General features: G+C 59.5%; 20 protein-coding genes. 14 read left to right on the forward strand and 6 right to left on the reverse strand.

All coding sequences use genetic code 11. The features are described from left to right. Positions 1–118 precede the first annotated feature (118 nt). The 4 genes from ACMXYH_RS27695 (at position 119) to ACMXYH_RS27710 (ending at position 3,494) form a co-directional block, all read left to right on the forward strand. Positions 119–1,675, forward strand: a complete 1,557-nt coding sequence (locus ACMXYH_RS27695) for an AAA family ATPase (RefSeq protein ID WP_415765544.1) — start codon at positions 119–121, stop codon at positions 1,673–1,675. Between the two features lie 91 nt (positions 1,676–1,766). Further along, positions 1,767–2,111, forward strand: coding sequence for a pentapeptide repeat-containing protein (locus tag ACMXYH_RS27700; protein WP_008015079.1), 345 nt, complete (start codon positions 1,767–1,769; stop codon positions 2,109–2,111). Positions 2,112–2,405: 294 nt separating this feature from the next. After that, entirely contained in the window at positions 2,406–2,678 is a 273-nt protein-coding gene (locus ACMXYH_RS27705) for a TfoX/Sxy family protein (RefSeq protein WP_003228231.1), read from the forward strand. Between the two features lie 15 nt (positions 2,679–2,693). After that, positions 2,694–3,494, forward strand: a complete 801-nt coding sequence (locus ACMXYH_RS27710) for a Crp/Fnr family transcriptional regulator (protein ID WP_415765545.1) — start codon at positions 2,694–2,696, stop codon at positions 3,492–3,494. Between the two features lie 233 nt (positions 3,495–3,727). Here the strand turns inward: ACMXYH_RS27710 and ACMXYH_RS27715 are convergent, their stop codons facing one another. The 4 genes from ACMXYH_RS27715 to ACMXYH_RS27730 are packed head-to-tail and all read right to left on the reverse strand — an operon-like array spanning position 3,728 to position 7,273. Further along, entirely contained in the window at positions 3,728–4,579 is an 852-nt protein-coding gene (locus ACMXYH_RS27715) for a ChaN family lipoprotein (protein ID WP_415765546.1), read from the reverse strand. Between the two features lie 20 nt (positions 4,580–4,599). Continuing rightward, a complete protein-coding gene (locus ACMXYH_RS27720) occupies positions 4,600–5,367 on the reverse strand; it encodes a heme ABC transporter ATP-binding protein (RefSeq protein WP_415765548.1) in 768 nt (255 codons plus the stop codon). Beyond that, positions 5,367–6,350 (reverse strand): FecCD family ABC transporter permease, encoded by a 984-nt coding sequence (locus tag ACMXYH_RS27725; RefSeq protein WP_415767761.1) that lies wholly within the window; start codon positions 6,348–6,350, stop codon positions 5,367–5,369. Before ACMXYH_RS27725 ends, ACMXYH_RS27720 begins: the two co-directional genes overlap by 1 nt. A gap of 50 nt (positions 6,351–6,400) precedes the next feature. After that, entirely contained in the window at positions 6,401–7,273 is an 873-nt protein-coding gene (locus ACMXYH_RS27730; RefSeq protein ID WP_415765549.1) for a heme/hemin ABC transporter substrate-binding protein, read from the reverse strand. A 166-nt stretch (positions 7,274–7,439) separates the two neighbouring features. Between ACMXYH_RS27730 and ACMXYH_RS27735 the strand changes: the two genes are divergently transcribed. Further along, on the forward strand, positions 7,440–7,757 hold the full coding sequence (locus ACMXYH_RS27735) for a Rieske (2Fe-2S) protein (protein ID WP_134422261.1): 318 nt from the start codon (positions 7,440–7,442) through the stop codon (positions 7,755–7,757). Here ACMXYH_RS27735 and sfsA read toward each other — a convergent pair. Both sfsA and ACMXYH_RS27745 read right to left on the reverse strand, forming a co-directional pair. Further along, the gene (sfsA, locus tag ACMXYH_RS27740) at positions 7,754–8,467 is read right to left on the reverse strand and encodes a DNA/RNA nuclease SfsA (protein ID WP_415765550.1); all 714 of its coding nucleotides are present in this window, start codon (positions 8,465–8,467) and stop codon (positions 7,754–7,756) included. The two genes, ACMXYH_RS27735 and sfsA, sit on opposite strands and share 4 nt — an antisense overlap. Next, a complete protein-coding gene (locus ACMXYH_RS27745) occupies positions 8,467–9,639 on the reverse strand; it encodes a pyridoxal phosphate-dependent aminotransferase (RefSeq protein ID WP_129441181.1) in 1,173 nt (390 codons plus the stop codon). The genes sfsA and ACMXYH_RS27745 overlap by 1 nt, the downstream gene beginning before the upstream one ends. Before the next feature lie 332 nt (positions 9,640–9,971). On the opposite strand from ACMXYH_RS27745, the gene dksA reads away from it, so the two are divergent. The 9 genes from dksA (at position 9,972) to panC (ending at position 20,980) form a co-directional block, all read left to right on the forward strand. Further along, the gene (gene dksA / locus ACMXYH_RS27750; protein ID WP_007902025.1) at positions 9,972–10,412 is read left to right on the forward strand and encodes an RNA polymerase-binding protein DksA; all 441 of its coding nucleotides are present in this window, start codon (positions 9,972–9,974) and stop codon (positions 10,410–10,412) included. 201 nt (positions 10,413–10,613) lie between these two features. Continuing rightward, a complete protein-coding gene (gluQRS, locus tag ACMXYH_RS27755; protein ID WP_415765551.1) occupies positions 10,614–11,501 on the forward strand; it encodes a tRNA glutamyl-Q(34) synthetase GluQRS in 888 nt (295 codons plus the stop codon). Between the two features lie 77 nt (positions 11,502–11,578). Next, positions 11,579–11,755, forward strand: a complete 177-nt coding sequence (locus ACMXYH_RS27760; protein WP_003176118.1) for a hypothetical protein — start codon at positions 11,579–11,581, stop codon at positions 11,753–11,755. Beyond that, on the forward strand, positions 11,739–14,693 hold the full coding sequence (locus tag ACMXYH_RS27765; protein ID WP_162247459.1) for a sensor histidine kinase: 2,955 nt from the start codon (positions 11,739–11,741) through the stop codon (positions 14,691–14,693). The genes ACMXYH_RS27760 and ACMXYH_RS27765 overlap by 17 nt, the downstream gene beginning before the upstream one ends. 22 nt (positions 14,694–14,715) lie before the next feature. Next, positions 14,716–16,152, forward strand: a complete 1,437-nt coding sequence (locus ACMXYH_RS27770; protein WP_129441175.1) for a sigma-54-dependent transcriptional regulator — start codon at positions 14,716–14,718, stop codon at positions 16,150–16,152. Positions 16,153–17,065: 913 nt separating this feature from the next. Further along, positions 17,066–18,466: a polynucleotide adenylyltransferase PcnB gene (locus tag ACMXYH_RS27775; RefSeq protein ID WP_008153304.1), complete on the forward strand. Its 1,401-nt coding sequence runs from the start codon at positions 17,066–17,068 to the stop codon at positions 18,464–18,466. A gap of 3 nt (positions 18,467–18,469) precedes the next feature. Continuing rightward, the gene (gene folK, locus ACMXYH_RS27780; RefSeq protein WP_415765552.1) at positions 18,470–18,955 is read left to right on the forward strand and encodes a 2-amino-4-hydroxy-6-hydroxymethyldihydropteridine diphosphokinase; all 486 of its coding nucleotides are present in this window, start codon (positions 18,470–18,472) and stop codon (positions 18,953–18,955) included. Between the two features lie 367 nt (positions 18,956–19,322). Next, positions 19,323–20,123, forward strand: a complete 801-nt coding sequence (gene panB, locus ACMXYH_RS27785) for a 3-methyl-2-oxobutanoate hydroxymethyltransferase (protein WP_415765553.1) — start codon at positions 19,323–19,325, stop codon at positions 20,121–20,123. Next, complete coding sequence (gene panC / locus ACMXYH_RS27790) at positions 20,120–20,980, forward strand: pantoate--beta-alanine ligase (protein WP_415765554.1); 861 nt, start codon at positions 20,120–20,122, stop codon at positions 20,978–20,980. The genes panB and panC overlap by 4 nt, the downstream gene beginning before the upstream one ends. Positions 20,981–20,987: the final 7 nt, after the last annotated feature.

Genomic DNA, 20,987 nt, shown 5'->3' on the forward strand with positions numbered 1-20,987 from the left:
GGCGGCGGATTATACGCACTTTATTCATACTCAACAGGAGCCCTCCGAGGTTTGCGTCAGACGGACTTGCGGCCATAATGACGGCCGTGAATTTTCCCCAGACTCTGAAGGATCGCCTGTGAGCCAGTCCCTGATCGCTGCCCTGCAAAACCCGGCCCTCTACCCGCATCCCGTAGACGGGTTCCAGGTCATCGAAACCCATATTTCCTGGGTAATCCTCACCGGTCCCTTTGCTTATAAAGTGAAGAAACCAGTGAATTTCGGCTTCCTCGACTTCACCAGCCTCGACGCCCGCGAGCATTTCTGCGCTGAAGAGCTACGCCTGAACCAGCGCCTGACCAACGATTTGTACCTCGAAGTGTTGCCGATCACCGGCAGCGCCGAAGCGCCACAATTGGGCGGCGATGGTCCGGTTGTCGATTACGCACTGAAGATGCGTCAATTCCCACAAAGCGGGTTACTCAGCACCCTACAAGCCAACGGCGAATTGACCACTGCGCACATCGATGAGATGGCCGCGCAGATCGCCCAATTCCACCTCAGCGCACCGAAAGTGCCTGCCGAACACGAAGCCGGCACGCCGGACAGCGTGATGGCGCCGGTACGCCAGAACTTCGAACAGATCCGCCCGTTCCTCAGCGACAAGGCCGATCTGCTGCAACTGGATGCGCTGCAAGCCTGGGCCGAAAGCAGCTTCGAACGCCTCAAGCCACTGTTCGCCCAGCGCAAGACCGAAGGTTTCATCCGCGAATGCCACGGTGACATCCACCTGGGCAACGCCACCGTGATCGACGGCAAGGTCGTGATCTTCGACTGCATCGAGTTCAACGAACCGTTCCGCTTCACCGACGTTTACGCCGACACCGGCTTCCTGGCGATGGACCTGGAAGACCGTGGCCTGAAGAGTCTGGCGCGCCGCTTCATCAGCCAGTACCTGGAACTGACCGGCGATTATCAGGGCCTTGAGTTGCTGAACTTCTATAAAGCCTATCGCGCACTGGTTCGCGCCAAGGTCAGCCTGTTCAGCATGCCGGCCGAGGCCGACCCGGTTCAGCGAGCCACCACCCTGCGTCAGTACCGCAATTACGCCAACCTGGCGGAAAGCTACAGCACCATTCCTTCGCGCTTCATGGCCATCACCCACGGTGTTTCTGCCGTCGGCAAGAGCCACGTGGCCATGCGTCTGGTGGAAGCGTTGGGCGCCATTCGCCTGCGTTCCGATGTAGAGCGCAAACGTCTGTTCGGCGAGCAAACCGTGCCAAACGACCCGCAGGCCGGCATCTATAGCGCCGACGCCAGCGCCGCCACTTACACCCACCTGCATGAAATTGCCGCAGTGATCCTGCGTGCTGGTTTCCCGGTGGTAGTCGATGCGACGTACCTCAAGCGCGACCAGCGTGACGGCGCAGCGAAAATCGCCGAAGCCACCGGCGCGCCATTCCTGATCCTCGATTGCAATGCGCCGCAAGCGGTGATCGAGAGCTGGCTGGCTCTGCGCCAGGCAGACAAAAATGACCCGTCCGACGCCAACCTGGCGGTTATCGAAGCCCAGCAAGCCACTCGTGAGGCCCTGACGCCTGAAGAGATTCTTTGCAGCAAACGCGTTCAGACCAATGAAAGCGGAACCCTCGACACAGTCGTTGCACAGATTCGCCAGCGCCTGCCGGGCCTGTAAGAAACTATTTCAGCCGTGAAGCCTTCGCCGGCTTCACGGCTGCCAAATAGTGGCACTATACTGGCGTCATAAAACCAACAGGTGATGTGACATGAGCCAGCCGAAACTTCTCGACACCCCGCTTTATGCGTTGCTGCACAAAGACGACATCACAGGTTTCAACAACGAGCGCCCCAAAGACGGACCTATCGACATGGTCGGTGGCGATTTCCGGGGTCTGGACCTGCGTGAACTGAACGCCGACGGCGTCGACTTTACCGATGCCTACTTCCGCTCCGCCGACTTGCGCGGCATCGACTTTCGCAACGCCTCCCTGGAAGGCGCGAGCCTTGCTCATGCACAGATCTCCGGCGCCTACTTCCCGCCAGAGCTGAGTGCTGACGAGATCCTGATGTCGATGAATTTCGGTACACGCCTGCGTTATCGCACCCGCTAATACCCGCATCGCCTCCCCGATATGACACGATCCCTGTGGGAGCGAGCTTGCTCGCGAAGGCGGTATGACATTCAACATTGATGTCGACTGACACTACGTCTTCGCGAGCAAGCTCGCTCCCACAGGGATTGCGTTGCCTGCCTCTACTGCACTCGCCGACATTTCCTCTCTCCAGACATCTGCCTCTTAGAAGCTTTTGCGTCGAAACCGACCAAACAATCACGCTTTTCCTACTGATGGCTACACTCCTGAGAAGCTCGCCCACGCACCGTTCGGCCGTCGCAAGGAGGCTTGATGAATGATGAACTGCAGCACCTGAAGAATCTTGGCAAGACGTCGGCGCAGTGGCTGCATGCCGTGGGCATCCACAGCGCCTCGGACTTGCGTCGCCTGGGGGCGGTGGATGCTTATCGGGCCGTGCGCACGCGCGGGTTTCGGGCGTCCAAGGTGTTGTTGTATGCCATCGAAGGTGCCCTGATGGATGTGCACTGGAATGACATTCCCGCCGAGCGCAAGGACGCCTTGAACAAACAGCTGGAAGCTATCTCGTCACGTCACAAGAACTGAACGGACGCAGCAGCCATGTACCTACTTGGGGAACAACCGGCTTACGCCGACGCGCTGATCAACCGACTGCAACATATTCCCGTCCGGCTGCTGGAAGGTTTGATGCCCTGCGGACCGAGCCTGGAATTTTCAGCCGTCGATGATCTGGCCGTCCTGTTACCCGGCGATCAACTGTTTGTGCTGGAAAATGGCCTGCTGCATGGGTGCGTTGACGAGCGGGCATTGTTCTATCTGCACGAGGGAGATCTGATCGGCTTGCGCCAGGGCACAGAGCTGCCGCGTTGCCGCTTTCGCAGCGATAGCCCCTTGGCACTGACGCCGTATCTGCGCTCCGAGGTTTTTCAGCATATCTATGCCGACCCGGAGCGGTCGGAGTTGTTCCTTCAATACATGGCCGGTCAGTCCGCCCTGCTGTCCGACGCACTCGCCCGCCTGAAACAACCCGAGTTTCGAAGCACCAATGGTTTTCAGCGCGTGGCCAGTGGCGAAGTGTTGATCCATCAGGGCGAAGACGCGGATCACGTATTCGTCATCATTGATGGTCACGCCGAGGCCTTTGTTGACGGGCACAAAGTCGGCGATGTACCCAAGGACGAGATTTTTGGCGCCATGGCGGTGTTCACCGGCGAGAAGCGTAATGCCAGCGTGATCACCAGCGAACCCAGTACCGTCATGCTGATCCCCAAGGACCAGTTTCTCAGCCTGACCCAAAGTAATCCGAAGATTGCCCACAGCCTGATCGAGAGCATGGCTCGACGTATCGACCTGCTGAACAAGCAGATCATTCAGCTGAGCTCGCTCAACCGCACAGGCTGAAACCCAATGATTACGGGCGTTTCCAGCGAACGGAAAGCGCATTTCAAATAATTGAGAAATCAGCGGTTGACTGGGTAATGAGAATCGCTATGATTATCACAACTGGTCGCGAGACTGGTCGATATTTGAAAAGCCCTTGGTTCGGACTCTCAGATATCTCCTCATCAGGCTAATCACGGTTATTTGACCCGGCTTTTGCCGGGTCTTTTTTTGCCTGGAGAAAAGTCGTTCGATCACTTGCCAAATTGCTTACGCATTTGCGCGCAGTAATCCTGGGGCGGCGTTGCAGGCGTGTACCAGACGTAATCAGCCATGGCCGGTGTGACCTCGCTGCCCTGCTCCGCCAGCATCAACACCACAGGCACCTGGGGCTCTCCCAGATCAAGCACATGAATCGGCACGCCGACATCCTTGCGCGCATGGTAAGCGCCGGCAAACAGCAGTGAAGGCGTGGGTGCCGCCAACAGGCGCTCGGCCATCCGTCGGTCACGTTGTTGCTGGACCGCCAGCATCGCCGGCATTTGCGATTCGGGTAGCAGACCACAGTGGGAGTCGCTGACTTGCTTCAGCAACTCGTCCTTGACTGAAGCTGCGCTGGAACGCGAACCGCTCAATGTCGGAGGATTGGCGTAAACGGCACGGACTTCAGGCGTGTCCAGATTGGCTGCCAGCAGCGGGTATGGCTGGGAAAGCGCGAAGCGAACGATGGGTCCGTACAGATTCCAGTCCCAACCCGACTGCCACGCTAATGCACCGGGTAAATCCGTCGGTGGTGTCGAGGCGTGACGGACGTCATCGACGCGCAGCTGTTGATCCGGCGTGAGCATTTCCAGCAGCAGACTGCCTTGAGCTCGCCGCTCACCCAGCGACTTCAATAACCACAACTGCAGTTCATGGTGATCGCGATTGTCATGCTGCTCGCCCACGATCAGTCGTGAAGGCGACTCCAACCGCTCAACCAGTTCCTCTGCCGTCAGAGCCTGGCCGCTGCGAAAGTCCCGAATCTCGCCCACAACCGGTGGCGGAGTCGAAACATGCTGACAGGCACTCAGCAACAGCAAGGCCAGCATCAAAATCCCACGCATGTTTTCACTCCATAAAAAACTCAGCGGGCGATGATCAGCGGATGCCCACGCTCCGGGTGCTGCTGCACCAGCACTTCCAGCCCGAACACGGCCTTGAGTGGTTCCGGGCGCAACACCTGCTCCGGTGTATCGAGCGCCACAGGGAGCCCGCCTTCGAGCAGTAACAGGCGATCACAATAGCGCGCTGCCAGGTTCAGATCATGCAGGATCACCAGCACCGCTGCGCCACGATTGGCGAACTCGCGCACGGCTTGCAACGTGGTGTGCTGATGAAGCGGGTCGAGCATCGACGTTGGCTCATCAAGCAACAACGTTTGCCCCGCTTCGCCCGGCCAGAGCTGCGCCAGAACCCGCGCCAGATGCACCCGCTGACGTTCGCCACCGGACAAGGCCAGATAGCTGCGGCCACTCAAATGCCCGGCATCGGCAGCGTGCAATGCGGCGGCAACGATCTCGTCATCGCGGACCCGACCGCTTTGATGGGGTAAGCGGCCCATGCCGACCACCTCTTCGACACGAAAGGCGAAGTCCAGGGTCGACACCTGCGGCAATACCGCCAAACGCTGCGCTCGCAACGCCCCCGTCCAATCGCTCAGCTCGCGCTCGTCGAGCCAGACGCTGCCATGATGAGCCTGCAACTCGCCGCACAAGGCGCCGAGCAAGGTGCTTTTACCGGCGCCGTTAGGTCCCAGCACACCGAGGACTTCGCCTGGTTTGAGCTCAAGCGTGATGTCCGCCAGGACAATCTTTCGGCCCCTACGGATTTGCAGATTTTGCGTTCGCAACATCAGGCACGCCCTCTGAGCAATAAATACAGAAAGAACGGCGCGCCGATGAAAGCCGTGACGATCCCGATCGGCAATTCGGCCGGCGCCAGGGCCAGTCGGGCCACCAGATCGGCAAACAACAAAAGACTGGCCCCCGCCAATACTGACGCTGGCAACAGCACACGATGATCCGGACCGGCCAGCAGTCGCACCAGATGCGGCACCACCAGACCGACAAACCCGATCATCCCCGCCGCTGCCACCGCAGCACCGACACCCAACGCCGTGCAAAACACCAATTCGCGCTTGAGCCGTTCGACGTCGATGCCCAGGTGACCGGCCTCCGACTCACCCAGCAACAACGCATTCAAGGCCTTGGCCCGGCGCGGCAGCCACAGCGCCACGCCGGCACTGATCAGCAGTAACGGCCAGAGCCGCGAATAGCTGGCGCCATTGAGGCTGCCCAGGTTCCAGAACGTCAGGGTGCGCAGCGTCGCGTCATCCGCCAGATACGTGAACAGTCCCACGGCGGAGCCGGCCAGCGCAGTCAACGCAATTCCGGCCAGCAGCATGGTCGCGACATTGGTCTGCCCGTTGCGCCGGCCCAGTCGATACACCAATGCCGTCACGCCCAGCCCGCCGAGAAACGCGAACAGCGATAACAGATAAGGCCCGAAGGATTCGGGCAGTCCGCCGAATACCGAGCCTCCGACAATCGCGATCGCCGCGCCCAATGCCGCACCGCTGGAGACGCCGACCAGCCCCGGATCGGCCAGAGGATTTCGAAACAACCCCTGCATCGCCACGCCGGACAGTGCCAATACGCCACCCACAGCCAAACCCAGCAAGGTTCGCGGCAAACGAATCTGCCCGAGGATCAGCTCGGCCTGTTCCAGCCCGTCGGGAGCGATCGGTACACCCACCAGCCGCAGGGCTGCACGCAAGGTGTCGAACAACGGCAAGCTCACCGGCCCAAGCGCCAACGACAGCCAGATAGCCACCACACACAGCAGGATCAGACCCATGAATAAAGCGCGTGGTTTAACCAGGATGGTCATTCGCCGGCCGAACCAGAGTAAAAGGCGTCAGACAGTTTTTTCAACGCCTCGGGTAGCCGCGGCCCCAAGCCCCCAACCAACAAGGTCGGATCAAGCTCCATGACTCGCCCGCCCTTGGCCGCGCGGGTCGAGGACAGGATGGGGTTCTCCTTGAACAACGCCGCACGTGCCGCATTGCCGGTCAGTGCACGATCGGCAAACACCAGCACCTCGGGATCCAGACTGACCAGGGATTCAACAGAAAAGGGTTTATAGCCGGTATGCGTGGCCAGATTGTGCCCACCGGCCCGTTGCAGCAACCAATCGGCGGCGGTGTCCTTGCCGGCGATGAGCGGTTTGCCGCCCGCGTGGCCAAGCAACAACAGCACGCCCGGCGATTTTTCCTTCAACTGCGCCCGAGTGACCCGGATCTTTTGTTGATCGAGTTGCTGTTGATACGTCTGAAACAATTGTGAGGCCTGATCTTCAGCGCCGAGTAACTTGCCCAAATGCTGCAAATTACCCTGCAAGGTCGGCAGGTCCGGCTGGGCCGAGAACAGTTCGACCTGCACGCCTGCACTGCGAACCTGCGAAAGTACCGGTGGCGGTCCCATTTCCTCGGTGCCGACCAGTATCTGCGGGCGTAAGCTCAAAATACCCTCCGCCGACAATTGCCGCTGATACCCGATGCTTGGCAATGCCTTGAGCGATTCCGGGTGCTGACTGGTGGTATCGACACCGACCAGTTTCGATTCACCACCCAGCGCGCTGATCCATTCCGATAAAGCCCCACCGGCACTGACCCAACGTTGTGGCAACTCGGCCGCTGCGGCGTGGTGGCTGACGAGGAGTCCGACACAAAGCGCAGCAACGCGGGTACTCAGGCGCATAAACAGCTTCCTTTAAGGGTTTTCCCGGGCATTGAAATGACAGGCCACGTATCCTTGGCGCCTGGCATCTGTAACCGAAGGGCAAGGCGGCCATTTGATAATTGTTTGCATTTGAACGTCAAGCTCGGACATATCCAGTCACGAGCCGCAGGACTTGAGGATAGACATGAAGTTTCTTTGTGCAGGCGTTGAGCTGGCCGATGCCAGCAGTCGCGGTTTCGACATCGACGGCCAGAAGCTCTTTGCCGTGCGCCGTGGCGGCCAGGTTTACGCCTACATCAATCGCTGCCCGCACCGTGGCGTCGGACTGGAATGGAAGCCTGACCAGTTTCTCGACCCCAGCAACAGCCTCATCCAGTGCGCGACCCACGGCGCACTGTTTCTGATCGAAGACGGCGAATGCGTCGCCGGCCCTTGTGCCGGGCAGTCCCTGACCACAGTCGCCTGCCGCGAAGACGAGCAAGGGATCTGGGTCAGTCTTTAGCCGTTCAGCAACACATCCAGACGCCGATCGACCACCATTTCTTCGTGGGTCAAGTGCACGCCATAGGCCAGCACCTCAACCCCGCACGACACCGCCTCACGCAAGGCTGCGGCGTAGGCCGAATCGATTTCTTCTGCAGGACGTACAGCGTCGATGCCGGTGAGATTGACGCAATACAACTGCACCGCACGAATTCCGTCCCGGGCCAAATGCGCCAATTCGCGCAAATGCTTGGCCCCGCGCTGGGTCACCGCATCGGGAAATGCTGCCACCAAAGAACCATCGAAGCCCAAAGTGACGCTTTTGACTTCCACATAAGCCGGCCCGCTCGGGTAATCGAGACGGAAGTCGATGCGACTGCTCTCCTGACCGTAGGCCACTTCGCGCTTCAGCTCGGTAAAACCGTTCAATTCGGTGATGACACCGGCTCGCAGTGCTTCTTCGATCAAGCCGTTGGCCCGCCCGGTATTCACACAAAACAAGCGCCCCTGCGGCGTTTCGCCGATTTCCCAGGTGCCGGGCAACTTGCGCTTGGGGTCGTTGGAACGGCTGAACCAGACCTGCCCGCCTTCGACCTGGCAATTGAGCATCGAGCCGGTGTTCGGGCAGTGAATGGTCAGCAACTCGCCGCTAACGGTTTCGATATCGGCGAGAAAACGCTTGTAACGACGAATCAAACGGCCTTCTTCGAGGGGAGGATGAAAACGCATCAGCCTTGCCAGCTCTTCAAGCCGCGCGCAATCCGCTCGACCGCTTCTTGTAGGCGCGGAAGACTTTGGGTGTAGGCAAATCGCACATGGTGGCCAGCCTGATAACGACCGAAGTCCAGACCCGGAGTAATCGCCACGTGTTCGGTTTCCAGGAAATGTCGGCAGAACGCGAAGGCATCGCCGCCGAACTTGCTGATATCGGCATACAAGTAGAACGCGCCTTCAGGTTCAACGGCGATACCAAAGCCCAACTCTCGCAGGGCTGGCAGCAGGAAATCCCGACGACGGCCGAATTCGGCGCGACGCTCTTCCAGAATGCTGATCGTGGCCGGTTCGAAGCAGGCCAAAGCGGCGTGCTGAGCCATGCTCGGGGCGCTGATGTAGAGATTCTGGGCGAGTTTTTCCAGTTCACCGACCGCCGCTTCAGGCGCCACCAGCCAACCAAGTCGCCATCCCGTCATGCCGAAATACTTGGAAAAACTATTCAGCACAAAGGCACTGTCATCGACTTCCAGCACGCTGGCCGCATCAGTGCCGTAGGTCAGACCGTGATAGATCTCATCCACCACCAGATGACCGTGGCGCTCCTTGATCGCAGCCGACAGGCCTGCCAGCTCATCGCGGGTCAGGATCGTCCCGGTCGGATTGGCTGGCGACGCCACCAGGGCGCCGACGCTGTCGTGATCCCAATGGCGTGCAATCAGGTCCGGCGTCAGCTGATAGCGCACGTCCGGACCGACCGGCACCAGTTGCGCTGCGCCTTCCACCAACCGCAAAAAGTGCCGGTTGCACGGGTATCCCGGGTCCGCCAACAGCCAGTGCTTGCCCGGATCCACCAACAAGGCGCTGGCCAGCAGCAGCGCACCAGAACCGCCAGGCGTGATGAGGATTCGGTGCGGGTCGATGCTCAAACCGTAACGTTGCTGATAAAAGCCGGAAATGGCCTCACGCAACTCGGGAATGCCACGCGCGGCGGTGTAACGGGTCTTCCCCGCCGTCAGGGCGGCCTGGCCGGCCTGAATGATCGGCTCGGCGGTGGTGAAGTCGGGTTCGCCGATTTCCAGGTGGATCACGTCGTGGCCAGCGGCTTGCAGTTCATTGGCCCGCGCCAGCAGCGCCATGACATGGAAAGGTTCGATCGCGCGACTGCGGGCACTGTAGGACTGAGCCATTAGCTTTCCTTCAACGGGGAAAAAAACTGATTCTACCCAAGCGCAGGAACGAGCGAGAACCTAAAGCGGTCAGACCGTTATAACGCTGGTCTCAAACGACTCAAGCGTGTGTCCCAGGTTTGACTAAAATCAATAATTGATCAGGTCTCCAGCGCCACCAGACAAGGCTTTGCAATCATTTGCAAGCACAGCGGGCCACTACCTCGACATCCGGGAGTAGCGCGGTCCGATTTGATCTGGTAAGTTCGCCCGCTTGCAGCCGCAGGGCCGGCAGGTGTCGGTGATGGAGCAATCCTGCGCAATGGATTACAAGAGTAGAGGCGGTCCATTTCATGCCCACCCAAGCAAAGCAGCAAAACCAGTCGATCAGCGGCTTCGAACCCTACAAAGAAGTAAAGGGCGAGGAATACATGGGTAAGCCCATGCGCGCTCACTTCACCAAGATCCTGAATAAGTGGAAACAGGACTTGATGCAGGAAGTCGACCGTACGGTTGATCACATGAAAGACGAAGCGGCCAACTTCCCGGACCCGGCAGACCGTGCCAGCCAGGAAGAAGAATTCAGCCTCGAGCTGCGTGCCCGCGACCGCGAGCGCAAGTTGATCAAAAAGATCGACAAGACGCTGCAACTGATCGAAGACGAAGAATATGGCTGGTGCGAGTCCTGCGGCGTCGAAATCGGCGTCAAGCGACTGGAAGCCCGCCCTACCGCCGATATGTGCGTTGACTGCAAGACCCTGGCGGAAATCAAGGAAAAGCAAGTCGGCAAGTAATCTCGACTTGAACGAAAGACGGAGCGTGCGAACGCTCCGTTTTTGTTTCTGACATTCGCCTCGACACGAAACCTGTGGGAGCGGGCTTGCTCGCGAATGCGATCTGACATTCAAAATTGATGGTGTTTGACCCAACGCATTCGCGAGCAAGCCCGCTCCCACAGGGTGATTGGTGCAAGCCTGGAAAGTAACGTCGCCTTTATGACCGCCCCCACCTACATCGGGCGCTTCGCCCCCACGCCCAGTGGACATCTGCATTTCGGTTCGCTGGTCGCAGCGCTGGCCTCGTACCTCGACGCGCGCTCGGTGGGTGGCCACTGGCTGATGCGCATGGAAGATCTCGATCCGCCACGGGAAGAGCCCGGCGCTCAAGCAGCGATCCTTAAAGCCCTGGAAAGCTACGGTTTCGAGTGGGATGGTGAAATGGTCCGACAGAGTGACCGGCACGATGCCTACGCCGAAGTCCTCAATCGCCTGTTCAATCATGGCCTGGCCTACGCGTGCACCTGCTCGCGCAAAACACTTGCGCCCTATCACGGGATTTATCCGGGACTGTGCCGCAACGCCGGCCACGGCACCAAAGATGCGGCGATTCGCCTGCGCGTCCCCGAGCTGGAATACCACTTCATCGACCGGGTGCAAGGCGAATACCGCCAGCATCTGGGTCGGGAAGTTGGCGATTTTGTGATCCGTCGTCGCGACGGGCTCTACGCCTATCAACTGGCGGTGGTGCTGGACGACGCCTGGCAAGGCATTACCGATATCGTCCGCGGCGCCGACCTGCTCGACTCAACACCGCGCCAGCTCTACTTGCAAGAACTGCTTGGCCTGCCGCAACCGCGTTATCTGCATATCCCGCTGATTACCCAGCCCGATGGCAACAAGCTCGGCAAGTCCTATCGCTCGCCGCCGTTGACCGAAGATCAGGCAACCCCCTTGTTGCTGCGTGCGTTGCGCGCACTGGGGCAGAATCCCGGTGCCGAACTGGCTTACGCCACCCCACGGGAAGTGTTGAACTGGGGCATAGCCCACTGGGATGCAGTGTTGATCCCGCGCACACTCAACCTGCCCGAAGCGCAACTACAGTGATCACACTTGCAGTGGCGCGCCCATCCGTTACCATCGCCGCACGTTTTCGGGCACGCGCATAAAAAAGAGAGGCCGGGATGTACATCTATCGCTTGGTCCTGCTCCTGGTAGTGGGGATTTATCTGTTCTCCCCGGCCATCATGGATTGGTGGATCGACGCCACTGGCGCCTGGTATCGCCCTTATCTGCTCTGGCTGATTCTGATCGTCGTGACCTTCATCCTGCAGAGCCAAAAAGATGCCGATGAGCTTTAGCCTGACCCAGATGATCCTGATCAGCGCCGCATATTTAGCGGTGCTGTTCGGCGTAGCCTGGGTCAGCGAACGGGGCATGATCCCCCGGGCGATCATTCGCCACCCGCTGACGTATACCCTGTCGCTGGGCGTGTATGCCAGTGCGTGGGCGTTTTACGGTACGGTGGGCCTGGCCTATCAATATGGCTACGGATTTTTGTCCAGCTATCTGGGCGTTTCCGGCGCGTTTCTGCTGGCGCCGGTACTTTTGTATCCGATTCTGAAGATCACCCGCACGTATCAGTTGTCGTCCCTGGCCGATCTGTTCGCCTTCCGCTTCCGCAGCACCTGGGCCGGCGCACTGACCACGATCTTCATGCTGATCGGTGTGCTGCCGTTGCTGGCGTTGCAGATTCAGGCGGTGGCCGACTCCATCGGCATCCTCACCCGCGAGCCGGTGCAACATCGCGTAGCCCTGAGCTTCTGCGCACTGATTACGCTGTTCACCATCTTCTTCGGCTCCCGCCACATTGCCACCCGCGAGAAACACGAAGGCCTGGTGTTCGCGATTGCTTTCGAGTCGGTGATCAAACTGATCGCCATCGGTGGCGTTGGCCTCTATGCGCTGTATGGCGTGTTCGATGGCCCGCAACAACTGGAACTGTGGCTACTGCAAAACCAGACCGCCCTCGCCGCTTTGCACACGCCATTGCAGGAAGGTCCATGGCGCACGTTGCTGCTGGTGTTCTTCGCCTCGGCGATTGTGATGCCGCACATGTACCACATGACGTTTACCGAAAACCTCAACCCGCGCTCGCTGGTCAGTGCGAGCTGGGGCTTGCCACTGTTCTTGCTGTTGATGAGCCTGGCGGTACCGCTGATTCTCTGGGCCGGACTGAAACTCGGCGCCACCACCAACCCGGAATACTTCACGCTGGGCATCGGCATCGCCGCCAATAACAAGGCCCTGGCGCTATTGGCCTATGTCGGTGGATTGTCGGCGGCCAGCGGGTTGATCATTGTCACCACCCTGGCGCTGTCCGGGATGGCGCTGAACCACTTGGTGCTACCGCTTTATCAGCCACCCGCCGAAGGCAATATCTACCGTTGGTTGAAGTGGACCCGCCGGGCGCTGATCGTCGCGATCATCATGGCCGGTTACGGTTTCTACCTGCTGCTGGGCGCGGAGCAGGATCTGGCGAATCTGGGCATTGTCGCCTTCGTCGCCACCCTGCAGTTCCTGCCGGGCGTGCTGTCGGTACTGTACTGGCCGACCGCCAACCGCCGCGGCTTCATCGCCGGTTTGCTCGCGGGGATTCTGGTGTGGCTGGTGACCATGCTGCTGCCGCTGGTCGGCAATCTGCAAGGCTTCTACATACCGCTGCTGAACATGATCTACGTGCTGGACGACACCAGTTGGCACATGGCGGCGATCGCCTCGCTGGCGGCCAACGTGCTGATGTTCACCCTGATCTCGCTGTTCACCAACGCCAGCAGCGAAGAGGCCAGCGCCGCCGAAGCCTGTGCCGTGGACAACGTGCGTCGGCCGCAACGCCGCGAACTGCACGCCGCCTCCCCCCAGGAATTCGCCACGCAGCTTGCAAAACCCTTGGGCGCCAAGGCAGCGCAGAAAGAAGTCGAACAGGCCCTGCGCGACCTCTATCTGCCATTCGACGAGCGCCGGCCTTATGCCTTGCGCCGTTTGCGCGACCGTATCGAAGCCAACCTCTCCGGCCTGATGGGGCCGAGTGTGGCTCAGGACATGGTCGAGACATTCCTGCCTTATAAGGCCGGCGGCGAAAACTACGTCACCGAAGACATCCACTTCATCGAAAGTCGTCTCGAGGATTACCACTCGCGCCTGACCGGGCTTGCCGCCGAACTCGATGCCCTGCGCCGCTACCACCGCCAGACCCTGCAGGAATTGCCGATGGGCGTCTGCTCGCTGGCCAAGGATCAGGAAATCCTCATGTGGAACAAAGCCATGGAGGAGCTGACCGGGATTGCCGCGCAGCGTGTGGTCGGTTCGCGGCTGAGTACTATTGCCGATCCTTGGAAAGAGCTGCTGCAAGGCTTCATCAATCTGCCGGACGAGCATTTGCACAAACAGCACCTGGCGCTCGACGGCCAAACCCGCTGGCTGAACCTGCACAAAGCAGCGATCGATGAACCGCTTGCGCCCGGCAACAGCGGCCTGGTGCTGCTGGTGGAAGACTTGACCGAAACCCAGATGCTCGAAGACAAACTGGTGCACTCCGAGCGCCTGGCCAGCATCGGTCGACTCGCGGCGGGCGTGGCCCATGAAATCGGCAACCCGATCACTGGCATCGCCTGTCTGGCGCAGAACCTGCGCGAAGAGCGCGAAGAAGACAGTGAACTGAAGGAAATCAGCGGGCAGATCCTGGAGCAAACCAAACGCGTGTCGCGCATCGTTCAGTCGCTGATGAGCTTCGCCCACGCCGGCAGTCATCAGCACAGCGACGAGCCCGTCTGTCTGGCGGAAGTGGCCCAGGATGCCATCGGTTTGCTGGCCCTGAACCGACGCAATTTCGAAGTGCAGTTCTACAACCTCTGCGATCCCGATCACTGGGTCGAAGGCGACCCCCAGCGGCTTGCACAAGTACTGATCAACCTGCTCTCAAACGCCCGCGACGCCTCGCCTCCGGGCAGTGCGGTGCGGGTCAAAAGCGAAGCCGGCGAACACACGGTCGATTTGATCGTGGAGGACGAAGGCAGCGGTATTCCGAAGAACATCATGGATAGATTGTTCGAACCTTTCTTCACCACCAAGGATCCTGGCGAAGGCACCGGTCTGGGCCTTGCACTGGTCTATTCCATCGTTGAAGAGCATTATGGACAAATCACCATCGACAGCCCGGCTGATGTTCAAAGCCAGCGCGGCACCCGTATCCGGGTGACCTTGCCGCGTCATGTCGAAGCGACGTCCGCTGTGAACTGAGACCGTCGAGAGTATCGAATCAATGCCGCACATTTTGATCGTCGAAGACGAAACAATTATCCGCTCCGCCTTGCGCCGCCTGCTGGAACGTAACCAGTACCAGGTCAGCGAAGCCGGTTCAGTGCAGGAAGCACAAGAACGCTTCACCATTCCCACGTTCGACCTGATCGTCAGCGACCTGCGTCTGCCTGGCGCGCCTGGCACCGAGTTGATCAAACTCGGCCAAGGCACTCCGGTGCTGATCATGACCAGCTACGCCAGCCTGCGTTCGGCGGTCGACTCGATGAAGATGGGCGCGGTCGATTACATCGCCAAGCCTTTCGATCATGACGAAATGCTTCAGGCCGTCGCGCGAATCCTGCGTGACCGGCAATCGGTGCAAGCCAGCGGTGAACCTGCCGTCGGCAAAGCCGGCAACGGCGCCGCGAAACCGGGTGTCAATAACAGCAACGGCGAAATCGGCATCATCGGCTCCTGCCCGCCTATGCAGGATCTGTACAGCAAGATCCGCAAAGTCGCGCCAACCGACTCCAATGTCCTGATCCAGGGCGAATCCGGCACCGGTAAAGAACTGGTGGCGCGCGCCCTGCATAATTTGTCCAAACGCGCCAAGGCGCCGATGATTTCGGTGAACTGCGCGGCCATTCCGGAAAGCCTGATCGAGTCCGAACTGTTTGGCCATGAAAAAGGCGCGTTCACTGGCGCCAGCGCCGGGCGTGCCGGCCTGGTAGAAGCCGCCGACGGCGGCACCTTGTTCCTCGACGAAATCGGCGAACTGCCACTGGAAGCCCAGGCCCGCCTGCTGCGCGTCCTTCAGGAAGGTGAAATTCGTCGCGTGGGTTCGGTGCAGTCCCAGAAAGTCGATGTGCGCCTGATCGCCGCGACTCACCGGGACCTGAAGAGCCTGGCGAAAATCGGCCAGTTCCGTGAAGACTTGTATTACCGCCTTCACGTGATCGCCCTGAAACTGCCGGCCCTGCGCGAGCGCGGCGCGGACGTCAACGAAATTGCCACCGCGTTCCTGGCGCGGCAGAGCGCGCGGGTCAACCGCACCGATCTGAAATTCGCCCCGGATGCCGAGCAAGCCATTCGTCATTACTCCTGGCCGGGTAACGTTCGAGAGCTGGAAAACGCAGTAGAACGTGCGGTCATCCTGTGCGAGAGCCCGGAAATTTCCGCCGAGCTGCTGGGTATCGACATCGAACTGAGCGATCTGGACGATGACGATTTCATTGGCCTGCCCCCACAACAGGGCAGCGCCGCCGGTAACAATAGCCATGAGCCGACCGAAGACCTGTCACTGGAAGACTACTTCCAGCACTTCGTTCTCGAGCATCAGGACCACATGACCGAAACCGAGTTGGCGCGCAAACTCGGTGTCAGTCGCAAATGCCTGTGGGAACGCCGTCAGCGCCTGGGCATCCCGCGGCGCAAGACCGGGGTCGCCAGCGAAAGCTGAATGTCACCTGTCTGATGCGTGGGTAACACGTGACTTCGTGAAGAAACTGTTACCTCAGATTTTTCACGTAACAGAAGCCGGGGCTTACGGTAACGAAGCCCCGGCTTTTTTTGGCCGCTGAAAACCTCACCAGCCAGCTTAACCCTTTGTTTTGCTGGGCTTCGCAAAAGTTGGCACGCACCCTGCTATATGTTTGGTACAAGAACAATAACAAGCAATGCACAAGACAATAAAAATAAGACGTATCGACTCACGCACAATAAAAACAAGACGGCGAGAGGCGCAGCTAACTGATTCTTTTGGAGAGGCGTTGTATTTGGGGCTTGCCCCACGACCAGGCCGAGAACAACAAAAAACTGTCACAAGACAGAGCCTGAACTGGTTGGATCGCAAGATCACTGCAACACAGCGACCAAAGCAATCCGTTTGCTCTTGGCTCCCGATTGGGAGGGTCATGAAGGAAAAACTTCATGGCGAGGGCACTCAACAAAAACAAGAAGCCCGAATCAAAAATAAAAATAGAGCACGCAACTACTTTCTTGGGGAGCTTCGGCTCCCCTTGTAGTTTCTGGCGTTTGGCCCTTGTAGCGGCAGTGCGTTCGACTTTGTAGCAGCTGTCGAGCAACGCGAGGCTGCGTTCGGTTTGGGCCGCATTCGGACGAAGCAGTCGCCAATACAAGCACCGGGTTTCTTCTGACACACCGCAATCTCTGGTTTTACGACTACTGCGTAGTCGAACGCAGCCTCGCAGGCTCGGCAGCTGCTACCACAGAGCCAATCCGCACCAACAAGCCCCCCCCCTTCAAGCGCTTGCGCAGCTTCCTACACCATCCCCCGACTAAATGCTAGAATCCCCGCCCATCATGCGGTCATTCTTCGTTTTGGCCGAACATTCCTTCAAACAGTGCATCCCATGCTGAAGAAGCTGTTCCAGTCATTCCGTTCTCCCAAGCGTCATACGCAACACATTCGCAGTACGCCTGAAGTGCTCAACAGCGGCCAACATTCGCTGCAAAAGGCCCAATTCAGTCGCTACGCGGTGAACATCGTCGAACGCCTGCAGAACGCCGGTTACCAGGCTTATCTGGTCGGCGGCTGTGTGCGTGACATGCTGCTCGGCATCACGCCGAAAGATTTTGACGTCGCCACCAGTGCCACGCCTGAGCAGGTGCGGGCCGAATTCCGCAACGCGCGGATCATCGGTCGTCGCTTCAAGTTGGTACACATCCACTTTGGCCGCGAAATCATTGAAGTCGCGACCTTCCGCGCCAATCACCCGCAAAACGATGAAGAGGAAGACAGCAACCAGTCTTCCCGTAACGAAAGCGGGCGCATCCTGCGCGATAACGTCTACGGCACGCTGGAAGAAGATGCGCAACGCCGCGACTTCACCATCAACGCCTTGTATTACGATCCGGTCAGCGAGCGCATCCTCGATTACGCCAACGGCGTACACGACATCCGCAATCACCTGATCCGCCTGATCGGCGACCCGAAGCAACGCTACCAGGAAGATCCGGTACGGATGCTGCGAGCCGTGCGTTTCGCCGCCAAGCTGAATTTCGGCATCGAAAAACACAGCGCCGCGCCAATCCGTGAACTGGCGCCGATGCTGCGCGAGATTCCATCGGCCCGCCTGTTCGAAGAAGTGCTCAAGCTGTTCCTCTCCGGCCATGCCGCGGACACCTTCGAGATGCTGGTCGACCTGCAGCTGTTCGATCCGCTGTTCCCGGCCAGTGCCGAGGCGCTGGAATACAACCCGACCTATACCCACACGCTGATCAGCGAAGCGTTGATCAACACTGATCTGCGGATCAAACAGAACAAACCGGTAACCCCGGCGTTCCTGTTTGCGGCGCTGCTTTGGCCTGCCCTGCCGGCTCGTGTATTGCGCCTGCAAGAGCGCGGCATGCCACCAATTCCGGCGATGCAGGAAGCGGCTCATGAACTGATCGCCGAACAGTGCCAGCGCATCGCGATTCCGAAACGCTTCACCATGCCTATCCGCGAGATCTGGGACATGCAGGAGCGTCTGCCACGCCGCAGCGGCAAGCGCGCCGACCTGTTGCTGGACAACCCACGGTTCCGTGCCGGTTACGACTTCCTGCTGCTGCGCGAAAGCGCTGGCGAGCAGACTGATGGCCTGGGCGAATGGTGGACGGATTATCAGGACGCCAACGACAGCGAACGTCGCGACATGATCCGCGACCTCAGCGGCAAGGATGACGGCACCGGCGCTCCACGCAAACGTCGCCGCAGCGGTGGCGCCAAGCGCAAACGTACCGCCGGCGCACCGAGCGCCACGGGCGAGTAATCCATGGAACGCATCTACATCGGCATGGGCAGCAATCTGGCTGACCCCGCCGAACAATTGCGCAGCGCCGTCGAGGCGCTGGCACAGTTGCCGCAGACCGAACTGATCGGGGTTTCCGGGTTTTATCAGAGCGACTCGCTACTGCCCGGCCAACCGCGTTACACCAACGCGGTTACCGCCCTCGACAGCACGCTCCCGCCGCTGGTGCTGCTGGATGCGCTGCAAGCCATCGAGAACGGGCAGGGCCGCGAGCGCCTTGAACGTTGGGGGCCGCGTACGCTGGATCTCGACATCGTACTGTTCGGCGATCGGCTGATCGATGAACCTCGCCTCAAGGTGCCTCACTACCATATGCAGGAACGGGCGTTCGTTCTGTATCCTCTGGCCGAACTGGCGCCTGCGGATTTGCGTCTGGCCGATGGTCGCTGCCTCAACGAACTGCTCGCCGCTTGCCCGTTCGTCGGGTTGGAACGCCTCCCCCAAAATTGACAAAAATCCCCTGTGGGAGCGGGCTTGCTCGCGAATGCGGTGTGACAGTAAACATTGATGCTGAATGAAACACCGCATTCGCGAGCAAGCCCGCTCCCACACTGGTTTTTGTGTCGAACACGAGATTACAGCTGCTGAATCGCATCAGTTACCCCGGTAACACCCCACGCGTAACAATGCGGTAACACACGCAATTGACTTCCCGAGTTCTCCTCACGACTATAGGCGTCCCGCTGCCGCCAACACGGCGTTGAAGGGCGCAATCCAGGCCTTAAAAGCACGACAACAGACCGTGCGCCTGTATTTAACGAAGAATCACGCGCGTTACTCGCAGTAGTTTCCACAGCGCCTGAATGAGGAACTTTTCATGCCAGCCATCACCCTGACCACTCTGCAAGGTCTCAAGCAAAAAGGTGAAAAGATCACCATGCTGACCTGCTATGACGCGACCTTCGCCCACGCCTGCAATGAGGCTGGTGTCGAAGTGCTGCTGGTGGGCGACTCCCTTGGCATGGTTTTGCAAGGTCACGACAGCACCCTGCCGGTCACCACCGCTGAAATGGCTTACCACGTGGCGTGCGTCAAACGTGGCAACACCGATGCGTTGATCCTCGCCGACCTGCCCTTCATGGCCTACGCCACCACCGAACAAGCCATGACCAACAGTGCCCTGTTGATGCAGGCGGGTGCGCACATGGTCAAGGTTGAAGGTGCGCTGTGGCTGGGGGACTCGATCCGTCTGCTGGCCGAACGCGGTATCCCGGTATGCGCGCATATGGGGCTGACACCGCAATCGGTGAATATCCTCGGCGGTTACAAAGTCCAGGGTCGCAACGAAAACCAGGCGCGGCAGATGCGTGCCGATGCGATCGCCCTGGAACAAGCTGGCGCGTCGATGTTGCTGCTCGAATGCGTACCGAGTGAGCTCGCCGAAGAAATCACCCAAGCGGTGAAAATTCCGGTGATCGGCATTGGCGCCGGCAGTGCCACCGACGGCCAGGTGCTGGTTCTGCACGACATGCTCGGCCTGTCGATCACTGGCCGTGTGCCGAAGTTCGTGAAGAACTTCATGGCCGGGCAACAAAACATTCAAGCGGCGCTTGGTGCGTACGTCACTGAAGTCAAAGCGGCGACTTTCCCTGGTATCGAACACGGATTCTCTGCATGAACACCGTAAAAACCGTACGCGAATTGCGGGCCGCCGTGGCCCGTGCCCGCAGTGAAGGCAAGCGCATCGGCTTCGTGCCGACCATGGGCAACCTGCACAGCGGTCATGTGGCACTGGTGACCAAAGCCACCCAACGGGTGGATTTCGTGGTCGCGAGCATTTTCGTCAACCCGCTGCAGTTCGGCGCCGGCGAAGACCTCGACAAGTACCCGCGCACCCTCGCAGCCGATCAGGAGAAACTGCTCCAGGCCGGTTGCCACTTGCTGTTCGCGCCAACCGTTGAAGAAATGTACCCCGACGGCATAGTCGGCCAGACCCGCGTCAGCGTCCCCCAACTCTCCGAAGGCCTCTGCGGCGCCAGCCGTCCCGGGCATTTCGAAGGTGTGGCGACGGTAGTCACCAAGCTGTTCAACATGGTCCAGCCGGATCTGGCGATCTTCGGCCAGAAAGACTTCCAGCAACTGGCGGTGATCCGCGCCCTGGTGCATGACCTGAACATGCCGATCCAGATTATCGGCGAACCGACGGTCCGTGCAGCCGATGGCCTGGCGCTCTCGTCGCGCAATGGTTTCCTCAGCGAAGAACAGCGGGCCGTTGCGCCGGTTGTGTATCGCGGTTTGAGCCAGATTGCCGACGCGATCAAACAGGGCGAACGGGATTTCCCGGCCGTAATCAGCGCGCAGATCAAGCAGCTTGAAGCGGCGGGTTTGCGTCCTGACTATCTGGAGATTCGTCATGCCCAGACCTTGCGTCCGGCAACTGCGCAAGATCGGGATCTGGTGATTCTGGTGGCGGCGTTCCTGGGCACTACGCGGTTGATCGATAACCTGCATCTGAATCTCGACGCTACTGCCTGAACACCAC

Source organism: Pseudomonas frigoris, assembly GCF_047758635.1.
GTDB lineage: Bacteria > Pseudomonadota > Gammaproteobacteria > Pseudomonadales > Pseudomonadaceae > Aquipseudomonas > Aquipseudomonas frigoris.